Annotated in this window: 15 protein-coding genes; all 15 read left to right on the top strand. The window is 37.0% G+C overall.

Annotation, left to right across the window (positions count from 1 at the left end; all coding sequences use genetic code 11):
- The first annotated feature begins 11 nt into the window (after positions 1 to 11).
- A complete protein-coding gene (locus B4D49_RS00615; RefSeq protein ID WP_132868892.1) occupies positions 12 to 236 on the top strand; it encodes a phosphoribosylaminoimidazole carboxylase in 225 nt (74 codons plus the stop codon).
- A gap of 91 nt (positions 237 to 327) precedes the next feature.
- On the top strand, positions 328 to 1,626 hold the full coding sequence (gene purB / locus B4D49_RS00620; protein ID WP_009853197.1) for an adenylosuccinate lyase: 1,299 nt from the start codon (positions 328 to 330) through the stop codon (positions 1,624 to 1,626).
- Between the two features lie 147 nt (positions 1,627 to 1,773).
- Positions 1,774 to 2,682 (top strand): helix-turn-helix domain-containing protein, encoded by a 909-nt coding sequence (locus B4D49_RS00625; RefSeq protein ID WP_286782886.1) that lies wholly within the window; start codon positions 1,774 to 1,776, stop codon positions 2,680 to 2,682.
- A 173-nt stretch (positions 2,683 to 2,855) separates the two neighbouring features.
- Complete coding sequence (gene ruvB / locus B4D49_RS00630; protein WP_199545139.1) at positions 2,856 to 3,854, top strand: Holliday junction branch migration DNA helicase RuvB; 999 nt, start codon at positions 2,856 to 2,858, stop codon at positions 3,852 to 3,854.
- A gap of 170 nt (positions 3,855 to 4,024) precedes the next feature.
- Positions 4,025 to 4,552, top strand: coding sequence for a DUF7010 family protein (locus B4D49_RS00635; RefSeq protein ID WP_286782878.1), 528 nt, complete (start codon positions 4,025 to 4,027; stop codon positions 4,550 to 4,552).
- Between the two features lie 248 nt (positions 4,553 to 4,800).
- Positions 4,801 to 5,232: a low molecular weight protein-tyrosine-phosphatase gene (locus tag B4D49_RS00640; RefSeq protein ID WP_286782879.1), complete on the top strand. Its 432-nt coding sequence runs from the start codon at positions 4,801 to 4,803 to the stop codon at positions 5,230 to 5,232.
- A gap of 18 nt (positions 5,233 to 5,250) precedes the next feature.
- Positions 5,251 to 5,631, top strand: coding sequence for a hypothetical protein (locus B4D49_RS00645; RefSeq protein WP_286782880.1), 381 nt, complete (start codon positions 5,251 to 5,253; stop codon positions 5,629 to 5,631).
- Positions 5,628 to 7,421 carry an acyltransferase family protein gene (locus B4D49_RS00650; protein WP_286782881.1) on the top strand — a complete coding sequence of 598 codons (1,794 nt, stop codon included), beginning with the start codon at positions 5,628 to 5,630 and terminating at the stop codon, positions 7,419 to 7,421. The genes B4D49_RS00645 and B4D49_RS00650 overlap by 4 nt, the downstream gene beginning before the upstream one ends.
- Positions 7,422 to 7,773: 352 nt before the next feature.
- The gene (thrC, locus tag B4D49_RS00655) at positions 7,774 to 9,258 is read left to right on the top strand and encodes a threonine synthase (protein WP_286782882.1); all 1,485 of its coding nucleotides are present in this window, start codon (positions 7,774 to 7,776) and stop codon (positions 9,256 to 9,258) included.
- 53 nt (positions 9,259 to 9,311) lie between these two features.
- Complete coding sequence (locus B4D49_RS00660; RefSeq protein ID WP_199545147.1) at positions 9,312 to 10,610, top strand: MATE family efflux transporter; 1,299 nt, start codon at positions 9,312 to 9,314, stop codon at positions 10,608 to 10,610.
- A gap of 272 nt (positions 10,611 to 10,882) precedes the next feature.
- Positions 10,883 to 11,191 carry a 30S ribosomal protein S10 gene (rpsJ, locus tag B4D49_RS00665; protein ID WP_006531319.1) on the top strand — a complete coding sequence of 103 codons (309 nt, stop codon included), beginning with the start codon at positions 10,883 to 10,885 and terminating at the stop codon, positions 11,189 to 11,191.
- A gap of 109 nt (positions 11,192 to 11,300) precedes the next feature.
- Entirely contained in the window at positions 11,301 to 11,927 is a 627-nt protein-coding gene (gene rplC, locus B4D49_RS00670; RefSeq protein WP_003067226.1) for a 50S ribosomal protein L3, read from the top strand.
- Positions 11,928 to 11,950: 23 nt separating this feature from the next.
- Positions 11,951 to 12,574, top strand: coding sequence for a 50S ribosomal protein L4 (gene rplD / locus B4D49_RS00675; protein WP_003067225.1), 624 nt, complete (start codon positions 11,951 to 11,953; stop codon positions 12,572 to 12,574).
- Positions 12,574 to 12,870 (top strand): 50S ribosomal protein L23, encoded by a 297-nt coding sequence (locus tag B4D49_RS00680; RefSeq protein WP_286782883.1) that lies wholly within the window; start codon positions 12,574 to 12,576, stop codon positions 12,868 to 12,870. The genes rplD and B4D49_RS00680 overlap by 1 nt, the downstream gene beginning before the upstream one ends.
- Positions 12,871 to 12,887: 17 nt before the next feature.
- On the top strand, positions 12,888 to 13,564 hold a 677-nt coding region (rplB, locus tag B4D49_RS00685), incomplete at its 3' end, for a 50S ribosomal protein L2 (RefSeq protein WP_286782884.1).

The raw sequence follows: 13,564 nt of genomic DNA on the forward strand, positions 1-13,564 counted from the left end.
TGGGGGTATCTATGATAAAAATCATTGTTCATGCTTATGTTAATTGTGAGAACAAGGCTATTGTTGAAGTAGTTTTTGCTTCTTCGGATGAGTCTATAATTTCTATAAAAATGGCAGAGTTGACAAGTAAGTACCCGAATGACTACCTTGCTGCTTATGATTTGCCACTTGATACAGATTTGACAACTTTGTCACATTATCCATCTGTTGAAATTGGCAAAGAAGATTTTAATTAAATGCATTAGTTATTTTATTGATATATAACTTAAAAAAGGAAAGGAGCTAGGGTGTTAAACTTATTGGCTTAATACCCTTAATATCTTAAACATGATCGATCGTTATTCACGCCCTGAGATGGCGGCAATTTGGAGTGAAGAAAACAAATACAAAGCTTGGCTTGAAGTTGAAATTTTGGCTGACGAAGCTTGGGCTGAATTAGGAGAAATTCCTAAAGAAGATGTGGCTAAAATCCGTGCTAACGCAAGTTTTGACGTTGACCGTATTTTGGAAATTGAACAACAAACACGCCATGACGTTGTAGCCTTCACTCGTGCAGTTTCTGAAAGTCTTGGTCAAGAACGTAAATGGGTTCACTATGGTTTGACATCAACTGACGTTGTTGACACAGCTTATGGTTACCTTTACAAACAAGCTAACGAAATCATCCGCAAAGATTTGCACAATTTCCTTGAAATCATTGCTAATAAAGCTAAAGAACATAAATTTACTATCATGATGGGACGTACTCACGGTGTCCATGCTGAGCCAACTACCTTTGGTTTGAAATTGGCAACTTGGTACAGCGAAATGAAACGTAATATCGAACGTTTTGAACATGCAGCTGCTGGCGTTGAAGCTGGTAAAATCTCAGGTGCTGTTGGTAACTTCGCTAACATTCCACCATTTGTTGAAGCTTATGTGTGTGAAAAACTTGGTATCCGTGCACAAGAAATTTCAACACAAGTTCTTCCACGTGACCTTCATGCAGAATACTTTGCAGTTCTTGCTAGCATTGCAACATCAATTGAACGTATGGCAACTGAAATCCGTGGTCTGCAAAAATCTGAACAACGTGAAGTTGAAGAATTCTTCGCTAAAGGTCAAAAAGGTAGCTCAGCTATGCCTCACAAACGCAACCCAATCGGTTCAGAAAATATGACAGGTCTTGCACGTGTTATTCGTGGTCATATGGTTACAGCTTACGAAAACGTGTCACTTTGGCATGAACGTGATATCTCACACTCATCTGCTGAACGTATCATTTCACCAGATACTACAATTCTTATCGATTACATGCTTAACCGTTTTGGTAACATCGTGAAAAACTTGACTGTTTTCCCAGAAAACATGATTCGCAATATGGGTTCTACATTTGGTCTTATCTTCAGTCAACGTGTTATGCTTAAATTGATTGAAAAAGGGATGACACGTGAACAAGCTTATGACCTTGTTCAACCTAAGACAGCTTATTCTTGGGATAATCAAGTTGACTTCAAACCACTTCTTGAAGCTGATGAAGAAGTCACTTCACGTCTAACACAAGAAGAAATTGATGAATTATTTAACCCATCATACTACACTAAACGTGTTGATGAAATCTTTAACCGTATCGGTTTAGGTGACTAATATTAAAAAAACACCTGAGATAATTATCTCAGGTGTTTTTTTATTAAATCATTTATTAGAAAATTTGTTGTTTTTAATGAAAATAGTTTATTAAATGAAAGCGGTATGTTAAAATATGGAATATACAGAATTTTTAATAAACAGGAGATGGAAGTGGAAAAATTTGGGGAGAAGGTCCGCTTACTGCGGGAGGAAAAGGGAATTTCACGGGAAGAATTCTGTGGTGATGAAACAGAATTATCTGTCAGACAATTAGCGAGAATTGAGTTAAGTCAATCAGTACCTAATTTAAGTAAGGCTCGTTTTATTGCTAATCAATTAGGTGTAAAACTGGGTGTTCTAACTGATGGTGACAGTTTGGAATTACCTAAGCGGTATGAAGAGTTAAAGTATTTGTTATTGCGAACGCCTACGTATGGAGATAAAGTGAGATTAGATCGTAAAAGTGAATATTTTGATGAAATTGCTGAAAAGTTTTATGATATCATTCCAGAAGAAGAGCGTTTGATTATTGATTGTATGCAGTCAAAATTTGATGTTCACTTTAGTGATGATGTTAATTTTGGTGAAGGTATTTTAAATGATTATTTTGGTCAGATCAGCCGCAAAAAAGTTTTTAACGTAAATGATTTGATTTTGCTTGACCTTTATTTTGCTTGTTTTTCATCCGCTAAGAAATTTGATGGAATCTATAGTTTGTCTATTTATGATGATTTGATGGGCAGGTTGATAAATCAAAAGCACATGTCACCAGAGACTGATTTAATTTTAAATAATGTGTTATTAAATAACATCGCTTTATCATTCCAGTTTGAGCGAGAATATTATATTGAACGTGTTATTAAATTGAGTGATAAAATTATGTCAGAAGTTCATGATTTTCAGCGTCGTCCAATTTTAAGTTTGGTAGAGTGGAAATATTATTTGAAGTTTAAACATGATTTTACAGCAGCAGAACGGTCTTTTACCAATGCAACATTATTTGCAAGGTTAGTTGGCGATACTTATTTAGAAAATAAATTAAAAGAAGAATGGAAAATTGATACAACAACATGACATTTTTGTCATGTTGTTTTTTCTTTTAACCAATTACAATAATATTAGAAATTATAGAAAGGGTAGAAGAAGCTAATGAGAATGATATTTTCAACGTTGTTGACAGCATGGTGGGGATTGTAACAACTATCAAAATAATTCACTGACGGCTTTCGTTTTGGTATAATAGAGCCATGAGTAGAATTTTAGATAATGATATTATGGGTGATGAAGAGTTTGTGGAACGTACGCTTCGTCCTCAATATTTAAAAGAATATATTGGGCAGGATAAAGTTAAAAACCAGCTGAAAATTTTTATTGAAGCTGCTAAATTACGAGATGAATCGCTTGACCATGTGTTATTGTTTGGCCCTCCGGGTCTTGGTAAGACAACAATGGCATTTGTGATTGCTAATGAATTAGGGGTAAATCTCAAACAAACATCTGGACCAGCAATTGAAAAAGCCGGGGATTTGGTTGCTATTTTAAATGATTTGGAACCAGGAGATGTTTTGTTTATTGATGAAATTCATCGTATGCCAATGGCGGTAGAAGAGGTGCTTTATAGTGCGATGGAAGATTTCTATATTGATATTATGATTGGTAATGGTGAGACTAGTCGTAGTGTTCATTTAGATTTACCTCCTTTTACTTTGATTGGTGCAACAACTCGAGCAGGTATGCTGTCAAATCCTTTACGTGCTCGTTTTGGGATTACGGGACACATGGAATATTATGCTGTTGAGGATTTGACTGAAATTGTGGAACGTACGGCAGATATTTTTGAAATGGAAATTGTCCACGAAGCTGCGCAAGAGTTGGCAAGACGTAGTCGAGGAACCCCTCGTATTGCGAATCGTTTGTTAAAACGTGTACGTGACTATGCCCAAATTATGGGAGATGGCATTATTACAAAAGATATTACTGATAAAGCATTAACGATGCTTGATGTTGATCATGAGGGACTTGATTACATTGACCAAAAAATCTTGCGTACCATGATTGAAGTATATAATGGTGGCCCTGTTGGTTTAGGGACGCTGTCTGTTAATATCGCTGAAGAGCGTGATACTGTTGAAGATATGTACGAGCCTTATCTGATTCAAAAAGGATTTATTATGCGAACACGTACAGGTCGTGTAGCAACTGCAAAGGCTTATGAACATTTAGGATATCCTTTTGCAGAGAAATAAATATTATCTTAAGGAAAGTTTAAGCAAGGCTTTATATACTATAACCATCCTAAAACTTTTCTTTTTCATAATCTCCGGAAAGAACCTTGGTTTGCCAAGGTTCTTTCTTTGCTTTTTAAAGAGTCAGTGATATGTGATATAATTGAAAAAAAGTTTTTAAAGGGAGAATTATGGAGTTAGAAGTTTTACGAAAAGATATCATTGTCAATCAGAAGAAAGGTCTACCATTCATCATTGCTTCCATCATCATCTGGGGGCTGATAACTTTGGTGACTACATTAAATGCAACAATACAATTGCAGAATCTATTGATTTTTTGTTGCTCGTGTCCTTTATTACCCCTTTCTTGGTTAGTAGGAAAATGGCTGAAAGTTGATATTTTTTCTAAAGAAAATCCTTTAAGTCAATTAGGTTTTTTAGTTACTTGTAATCAATTGATTTATCTATTGATTGTTATGTGGGTATATAGTGCCTTACCTGCAAAGATGTTGATGGTTTATGCAATGGTTTTCGGAGCACATCTCTTGCCTTACTCTTGGCTCTACAAATCAAAGATTTATCTTGGGTTTTCAATTTTTATTCCGATACTTGCGCTGGTACTGGGGCATGTGGCAAGTATGACTAGTTTTGGTTTAGTAATGGTGGTTGTGGAATTTATCTTTGCAGTTTTGTTAGAAATTGAATTAAAGAAGAGTTAATGATTAAAAGTTCTTAGTTATCTAAGGACTTTTTTGTAAAAAAAGAAAGGACTCCATAAGTGGAGTCCTTTCAGGAGATTATGAAAAAGAAAAGTTTTAGGATTGTCTATATTATAGGAAGATAGGCTTAATTTTTTCTTAAAGTCAAAAGCTAAAGGGAAATTTGGCGTGTGATAAGAGCTCTTTTTTTTGTTATAATGATAAAAGAAGTTTTTATCTATTAGTTGTTTGACTACGTAGGAGAGAGAATGAAAAAAGTCTGTTTTGTTTGCTTAGGAAATATTTGTCGTAGTCCAATGGCTGAATTTGTGATGAAAGATTTGCTTTGTGATGACGAGTTAGTGATTGAAAGTCGTGCTACTTCTAGTTGGGAGCATGGCAATCCTATTCATCATGGGACACAAGGCATTTTTAAAAAGCATCATATTGAATATGATTTCCAAAAATCATCGCAACAAATTTCACACCAAGATTTTCAGGACTTCGATGTTATTATTGGTATGGATACTAATAATGTGGCAGATTTAAAAGAAATGTCACAAGGTAGATTTGATGATAAAATCTTTCTTTTTGTAGATGGTGGTGTACCAGATCCATGGTTTACTGGTGATTTTGATGCTACCTATGATTTAGTTAAGTGCGGTTGTGAACAATGGCTAGCGCAACTAAGAAATTCTTAGAAGAGAAGTTGAGTAGAAATGAAAAAAATCGAAATAACCCGAGGACGTATTGAACTTCTGACGGTTTTAATTCTTATCATTTGTGGTTTATCGGTACTTACCTTATCGATGAAATCAAAAACAACATTGACTTATGACAATGGTAAGATCACATACACGGGTTATGTGGTTAATCATCGTATGAATGGCCAAGGTAAGTTAACTTATGAAAATGGTGATTCTTACGAAGGTAATTTTAATGATGGTGTCTTTGAAGGTCAAGGAGTTTTTACCTCACATTCTGGATGGATTTATAAGGGTGAATTTAAAAATGGCCAACCAGATGGCGAGGGAACTTTGACCGCACAAAATGGTGAGGTATACACAGGAACCTTTAAACAGGGGATTTTTCAAAAATGAGAATAAAATGGTTTTCAATGGTTAGGGTAACAGGACTTTTATTAGTTCTACTCTATCATTTCTTTAAAACAGCCTTTCCAGGTGGTTTTATTGGTGTTGATATTTTCTTTACTTTTTCAGGTTACTTGATTACAGCATTGCTGATTGATGAGTATTCGAGAAATAAGAAAATTGCTCTTTTAGGTTTTTACAAGAGACGATTCTATCGTATTGTTCCGCCATTAATTTTGATGATTTTGATTGTTATGCCATTTACTTACTTGGTACGTAGAGACTATGTGGCAAGTATTGGCAGTCAAGTTGCTGCAGCAATTGGATTTACAACGAATTTCTTTGAAATTATTACGGGTGGTAACTACGAGACACAATTTATCCCACATCTCTTTGTTCACACGTGGAGTTTGGCGATAGAGATGCATTTCTATTTGATTTGGGGATTTTTGGTTTGGTTATTGGGAAGACATCAGGATAATTTAGCAAAATTCCGTAGTTTGATTTTTGCCATTTCAGCAGCCTTTTTTGCTGGAAGTTTTCTATCGATGTTTATTCGAGCATTCTTTGTTGATAATGTTTCAGCCATTTACTTCTCTTCTTTGACACATAGTTTTCCATTCTTCTTAGGGGCCATGGCGGCAACGATGACTGGTATTAGAGAAACAACGATTCGTTTTAAAAAGAATGTCCGTTTATGGTCTATGAAACGTAGTATTATCACAATGCTAGTGAGCGCAGGACTTTTAGTTCTTTTGATGTTCACCTTGAAATTTGATCAACGCATTACCTATTTATTTGGTTTTGTTTTGGCAAGTTTATTTGCTACGGTGATGATTTATGCAGCGCGTGTCTTAAATGACCAAACTCCGAATGCCAAAGAGCCAGCGATTATTAATTACTTGGCAGATGTCAGTTATGGGGTTTATTTGTTCCACTGGCCGTTTTATATTATCTTTACACAATTGATGTCAAATGCTTTGGCTGTTCTTTTGACTGTTGTGCTTTCGTTAGCCTTTTCAACTTTATCTTACTATGTGATTGAACCTTATCTTGCCGGAAAACCAGTTAAGCCATTTGGAATTTCATTGGATTTACACCCCTATAAAAAATGGATTTATGGTGTGTCAGCTGTGCTAGGTTTGGTAACAGTGTTAACTGTTGCTACAGCGCCTGCTATGGGTAATTTTGAAACAGGACTTTTGGTTAATTCGCTTCAACAAGCACAAACGAATTTGAACCGTACTCACACTGTGACAGCAGGGGATGCGGGAGCGTTAAGTGATGTCACTGTCATTGGTGATTCTGTTGCTCTTCGCTCGAGTGTAGCATTCTCAAATTTATTACCGAATGCACAATTAGATGCAGCGGTAAGTCGTAGTTTTGATAATGCTTTTGAAATTTTCCAAAACCAAATTTCAAGTGGAACTTTGTCTAAGACAACTGTGCTTGCGATTGGTGTAAATTCTTTGGATCATTATCAAGAAGATATCCAACAATTTATCGATGCTTTGCCTGATGGTCACCGTTTAATTATCGTGACACCGTATAATGCTAGTGATGAAGCTCAGGTTAAACAAGCGCGTGATTATGAATTGAGTCTGTCAAAAACTTATGATTATATTACGATTGCCGATTGGTATAAAACGGCAACAAATCATTCAGAAATTTGGAATGGAACTGATGGTGTTCACTATAGTGATGCGAACAGCACAGGAGCAGATCTTTATGTTAAAACAATTCAAAAAGCAATTGACAAATCCGCTAAAAGACCTGCAAAGGGTGAATCTAATAGTTAATCGTTAAAAGTCAACTTTGGTTGGCTTTTTTATAATAAAACTATCATTTAATGTTAGAAGATATAACGTTAAAAAAGATGAAAAAACACCTTTACATCAGCACTTTGTAGCGTTATAATACATGTGACATAAAACGTGAGAAAAGAGGGGCTAAAGAAGTGGTTGACTTATTTTATGATGTATTGGCAAATGTCTGGATTGCTATTGCTGGAGTAGATTCACGCTGGGGTAATGAATAGGTAAAAGAGCACTGAAAAGTGCTTTTTTTAATAAATAGCGTAAATTTGTATAAATTTTCTGATAATTATGATACAATGGGTGCAAGACTATCTGAAAATATGAGGAATTTGTGATGACGTTAATTTACCAATCAACTCGCGACGAAAATAACAAAGTAACTGCTAGCCAAGCTATTTTACAAGGATTGGCAACTGACGGCGGTTTGTTTACCCCTGTATCAATTCCAGAAGTAGCATTGGATTTTGAAACTTTGAAAGATGCTTCATATCAAGAAGTAGCTAAATTAGTTCTATCAGCATTTTTGGATGATTTTACTGAAGAAGAATTAACTTATTGTATTGATTCTGCCTATGACGAAAAATTTGACACTCCCGCAATTGCTCCGGTTGTCAAATTAGGTGATCAATATAATCTTGAACTTTTCCATGGTTCAACAATCGCTTTTAAAGATATGGCTTTGTCAATCTTGCCATACCTTTTGACAACATCAGCTAAAAAGCAGGGTGTTGATAATAAAATTGTTATTTTAACAGCAACATCAGGAGATACTGGTAAAGCTGCTATGGCTGGTTTTGCAGATGTTCCAGGGACTGAAATTATTGTCTTTTATCCAAAAGATGGCGTCAGCAAAATTCAAGAGCTTCAAATGACAACGCAAACTGGTAACAATACGCATGTTGTAGCGATTACTGGTAACTTTGATGATGCTCAAACAGATGTGAAACGCATGTTTAATGATGTTGATTTACGTGAAAAACTTCTTGCGCACAAAACACAATTTTCATCAGCTAACTCAATGAATGTTGGACGTTTGGTACCGCAAGTTGTTTACTATGTTTATGCTTACGCACAACTTGTTAAAGCAGGTCATATTAAAGCGGGCGAAAAAGTTAACTTTACTGTGCCAACAGGTAACTTCGGTAACATTCTAGCAGCTTATTATGCAAGTCAAATTGGTGTTCCAGTTGGTAAACTAATCTGTGCTTCAAATGAAAATAAAGTGCTAACTGATTTCTTCACAACAGGAACTTATGATAAAAAACGTGAATTTAAAGTGACAACAAGCCCATCAATGGATATCTTGGTATCATCTAACTTGGAACGTTTGATTTTCCATCTTTTAGGTAATGATGCTGTAAAAACTAAAGCGTTGATGGAAAAGCTTGTTTCAGAAGGAGAATACACTCTTTCAGATGCTAATCAAGCTATTCTTGATATGTTTGAAGCCGGTTATGCAACAGAAGCTGAAACTTCTGCTGAAATTAAACGTGTTTATGATGCCTCTGATTATATTGAAGATCCTCATACAGCAGTTGCCTCAGTTGTTTACCAAAAATATGTGGAACGTACAGGTGATCACACTCCAACAGTTATTGCCTCAACTGCTAGCCCATACAAATTCCCACGTGTAGCGGTAGAGGCTGTTAGTGGACAAGCGCCGGCGGATGATTTTGTGGCAGTTAAAGAACTTGAAAAATTATCAGGTGTTGTTATTCCGAAAGCTGTTGACGGACTTGAAACAGCTGAAGTACGCCACAAAACAGTTGTCGCAACAAGCGATATGCAAAAAGCTGTTGAGGAGTACCTAGGGCTTTAAAAAAGCAAGAGCTGAGACTGGTTCTCGGCTTTTCTTTTTGTTACGATAGAAACATGAAACAAACAAAGAAAATTATTCGATTGGCCTTTCCAGCCATGATGGAAAATCTTTTGCAGATGCTCATGGGGGTGGTTGATAACTATCTTGTCGCACAAGTTGGTCTCATTGCTGTGTCTGGTGTCTCTGTGGCTAATAATATTATTACCATTTATCAGGCTATTTTTATTGCTCTTGGTGCAGCGGTCTCAAGTTTGGTTGCTAAGAGCATTGGAGAAAAAAATGCTAAAAAATCTCTCCATTATCAATCTGAGTCTTTGCTTATTACTTTAGGTTTAAGTTTAGCTCTTGGCTTAATTTCTATTGTATTTGGAAAGGCGATTCTGACTTGGCTCGGCACTGAAGAAGCTGTTACTCAAGCTGGTGGTTTATATCTTGCTATTGTGGGAGGTTTGATTTTTAGTTTGGGGTTAATGACGACCTTGAGCGCGTTTTTGCGAGCACTAGGGAAACCACAACTTCCGATGTACATCAGCTTATTGACAAACGTTTTGAATGCTGGCTTGTCAGCTATAGCTGTATTTGTTTTTCATTGGGGAATTATTGGTGTTGCATGTTCAACGGTCTTATCGCGCTTAGTTGGGACCTTGATGTTAGCGAGCCAGTTACCAATTAAAAAGATCATTAAAAATATCAGGTGGACCTTGGATCGTGACTTGGTAAAAATTGCTTTGCCCGCTGCCGGTGAACGTTTGATGATGCGTGCTGGAGATGTTGTTATTGTGGCTATTATCGTTAAGTTTGGGACAGAAGTGGTAGCAGGAAATGCTATCGGTGAGACCTTAACCCAATTTAACTATATGCCAGGAATGGGAGTTGCTACAGCTACGGTGATTCTTGTAGCTCATAGTCTTGGAAAGAAAAATGTTCAAGAAATCAAGCAGCTGGTAAGAGAATCTTATCTAATTTCGGTTATGCTCATGCTTTTGGTTGGTGCTACAGTATTCTTTTCGGGTGGCTATTTAACACACTTATTTACTAATAACCAAGCGGCTTTAACTGCAAGTCTTGTTGTTTTGTTTTATTCTTTTATTGGTGGGCCGGCAACTGCAGGAACATTGATATTTACGGCAGCTTGGCAAGGTTTAGGAAATGCAAAGTTACCATTTTATGCAACCACTTTTGGTATGTGGGTTATCCGAATTATTTCGGGTTACGTACTTGGTGTAAGCATGAATTTGGGTTTAACGGGAGTTTGGTTAGCGACAGTAGCAGACAATATTTTCCGTTGGATTTTTCTATACATCCTCTATCGAAAATATATAAAGAAATTACAAGAATCTACTATTAAATAATATAAATTTTGACCAGATATAAATCTGGTTTTTTTATTGAAAAAATGAAAGGAACTGCTGAAAACATTTTCTTCTAAAAAATTGGAAAAAAGGGTGCAAAATCCTTGCAAACCACTGTTAAATCTGATATTATATACTGGTGCTGTTAATACAGTGACTTTAGCTATGATACAAGAGGTTGCGACACGCTCGGTTGCATTGCCACGCAAAAGACGTGTTGGTTTTCTTGAGGAGCTAGCCTATTATCTTAAATAGACGAAAAGGAGAAAAAGATGGCAAACAAAAAAATCCGTATCCGTTTGAAAGCATACGAACATCGTACACTTGACACAGCGGCAGAAAAAATTGTTGAAACTGCAACACGTACAGGTGCTTCAGTAGCTGGACCAGTTCCACTTCCAACTGAACGTAGCTTGTACACAATTATTCGTGCGACTCACAAATATAAAGATTCTCGCGAACAATTCGAAATGCGTACTCACAAACGCTTGATCGATATCATCAACCCAACTCAAAAAACAGTTGATGCTTTGATGAAATTGGATCTTCCAAGTGGTGTTAACGTAGAAATCAAACTTTAATAAGGATTTGATTCTTGAGCACAAAAAACGCTCGTTAAAAACTTTTTTGAGCATAAAAAACGCTCATTAAAAACTTTTTAAATAAATAAAGTAAAGGAAATATTTTCTCATGACAAAAGGAATCTTAGGGAAAAAAGTGGGAATGACTCAAATCTTCACTGAATCTGGTGAATTCATCCCTGTTACTGTCATCGAAGCAACTCCAAACGTTGTGCTTCAAGTGAAAACTGTTGAAACAGACGGTTATGAAGCTGTTCAAGTTGGTTTTGACGACAAACGTGAAGTATTGAGCAACAAACCTGCCAAAGGCCATGTAGCAAAAGCTAACACAGCTCCTAAGCGCTTCATTCGTGAATTCAAAAACATTGAAGGCTTGGAAGTTGGTCAAGAAATCACAGTTGATACATTCGAAGCTGGAGATGTTGTTGATGTAACTGGTACATCTAAAGGTAAAGGTTTCCAAGGTGTTATCAAACGCCATGGTCAAGCTCGTGGACCAATGGCTCACGGTTCTCGTTATCACCGTCGTCCAGGTTCTATGGGACCTGTTGCGCCTAACCGTGTTTTCAAAAATAAACACTTGGCAGGACGTATGGGTGGTAACCGTGTGACAATCCAAAACCTTGAAGTTGTCCAAGTTATCCCAGAGAAAAACGTTATCCTTATCAAAGGTAACGTACCAGGTGCTAAGAAATCTCTTATCACTATCAAATCAGCAGTTAAGGCTGCTAAATAATAAGAAAGGAGAAAACAGTTAAAATGGCAAACGTAAAACTATTTGACCAAACTGGTAAAGAAGTTAGCTCAGTTGAATTGAACGACGCTATCTTCGGTATCGAACCAAACGAATCAGTAGTGTTTGATGTTGTTATCAGCCAACGCGCTAGCCTTCGCCAAGGTACTCACGCAGTTAAAAACCGCTCTGCAGTATCTGGTGGTGGTCGTAAACCATGGCGTCAAAAAGGAACTGGACGCGCTCGTCAAGGTTCTATCCGCTCACCACAATGGCGTGGTGGTGGTGTAGTCTTCGGACCAACTCCACGTTCATACGGATACAAACTTCCACAAAAAGTTCGTCGCCTTGCATTGAAATCAGTTTACTCAGCTAAAGTTGCTGAAGAAAAATTTGTAGCTGTAGAAAGCCTTTCATTTGCAGCTCCAAAAACTGCTGAATTCGCAAACGTACTTTCAGCTCTTAACGTTGACTCAAAAGTACTTGTAATCCTTGAAGAAGGTAATGAATTTGCAGCACTTTCTGCACGTAACCTTCCAAACGTTAAAGTTGCAACTGCAACAACTGCAAGTGTTCTTGATATCGTAAACAGCGACAAACTTCTTGTTACTAAAGAAGCAATCTCTACAATCGAGGAGGTTCTTGCATAATGAATTTGTACGACGTAATCAAAAAACCAGTTATCACTGAAAAATCAATGTACGACCTCGAAGCAGGTAAATATACATTTGAAGTTGACTCTCGTGCGCACAAACTTTTGATCAAACAAGCTGTTGAAGCTGCTTTTGATGGAGTTAAAGTTGCAAACGTGAACACTGTAGCAGTTAAACCAAAAGCTAAACGTGTTGGTCGTTACACTGGTTTCACTTCAAAAACTAAAAAAGCTATCATCACTCTTACAGCTGATTCTAAAGCAATCGAGTTGTTTGCAGCTGAAGCTGAATAATCTAAGGAGGAAATAACGTGGGTATTAAAGCTTATAAACCAACGACAAATGGTCGTCGTAATATGACTTCTTTGGATTTTGCTGAAATCACTACAAGCACTCCTGAGAAATCATTGCTTGTTTCACTTAAAAACAAAGCTGGTCGTAACAACAACGGTCGCATCACTGTTCGTCACCAAGGTGGCGGTCACAAACGTCACTACCGTTTGATCGACTTCAAACGTAACAAAGATGGCGTTGAAGCAGTTGTTAAAACTATCGAGTACGATCCAAACCGTACAGCAAACATCGCTCTTGTACACTACACTGATGGTGTGAAAGCTTACATCCTTGCACCTAAAGGTCTTGAAGTTGGTCAACGTATCGTTTCAGGCCCAGATGCAGATATCAAAGTTGGTAATGCTCTTCCACTTGCTAACATCCCTGTTGGTACAGTTATTCACAACATCGAACTTCAACCAGGTAAAGGTGCTGAATTGATTCGTGCCGCTGGTGCATCTGCACAAGTACTTGGTCAAGAAGGTAAATATGTTCTTGTTCGTCTTCAATCAGGCGAAGTTCGTATGATTCTTGGAACTTGCCGTGCTACAATCGGTACAGTTGGTAACGAACAACAAGTTCTTGTTAACCTTGGTAAAGCTGGTCGCAGCCGTTGGATGGGTGTCCGTCCTACAGTTCGTGGTTCTGTAATGAA

Source organism: Streptococcus sp. UBA4344 (assembly GCF_002393675.1).
Classification (GTDB): Bacteria; Bacillota; Bacilli; order Lactobacillales; family Streptococcaceae; genus Streptococcus; species Streptococcus vicugnae.

Coding starts and splice junctions, on each gene's coding strand:
- purB (WP_009853197.1), top strand. CDS start 328: ATGATCGATCGTTATTCACGCCCTGAGATGGCGGCAATTTGGAGTGAA.
- rplC (WP_003067226.1), top strand. CDS start 11,301: ATGACAAAAGGAATCTTAGGGAAAAAAGTGGGAATGACTCAAATCTTC.
- B4D49_RS00645 (WP_286782880.1), top strand. CDS start 5,251: ATGAAAAAAATCGAAATAACCCGAGGACGTATTGAACTTCTGACGGTT.
- B4D49_RS00640 (WP_286782879.1), top strand. CDS start 4,801: ATGAAAAAAGTCTGTTTTGTTTGCTTAGGAAATATTTGTCGTAGTCCA.
- B4D49_RS00625 (WP_286782886.1), top strand. CDS start 1,774: ATGGAAGTGGAAAAATTTGGGGAGAAGGTCCGCTTACTGCGGGAGGAA.
- B4D49_RS00680 (WP_286782883.1), top strand. CDS start 12,574: ATGAATTTGTACGACGTAATCAAAAAACCAGTTATCACTGAAAAATCA.
- B4D49_RS00650 (WP_286782881.1), top strand. CDS start 5,628: ATGAGAATAAAATGGTTTTCAATGGTTAGGGTAACAGGACTTTTATTA.
- B4D49_RS00635 (WP_286782878.1), top strand. CDS start 4,025: ATGGAGTTAGAAGTTTTACGAAAAGATATCATTGTCAATCAGAAGAAA.
- thrC (WP_286782882.1), top strand. CDS start 7,774: ATGACGTTAATTTACCAATCAACTCGCGACGAAAATAACAAAGTAACT.
- ruvB (WP_199545139.1), top strand. CDS start 2,856: ATGAGTAGAATTTTAGATAATGATATTATGGGTGATGAAGAGTTTGTG.
- B4D49_RS00660 (WP_199545147.1), top strand. CDS start 9,312: ATGAAACAAACAAAGAAAATTATTCGATTGGCCTTTCCAGCCATGATG.
- rpsJ (WP_006531319.1), top strand. CDS start 10,883: ATGGCAAACAAAAAAATCCGTATCCGTTTGAAAGCATACGAACATCGT.
- B4D49_RS00615 (WP_132868892.1), top strand. CDS start 12: ATGATAAAAATCATTGTTCATGCTTATGTTAATTGTGAGAACAAGGCT.
- rplD (WP_003067225.1), top strand. CDS start 11,951: ATGGCAAACGTAAAACTATTTGACCAAACTGGTAAAGAAGTTAGCTCA.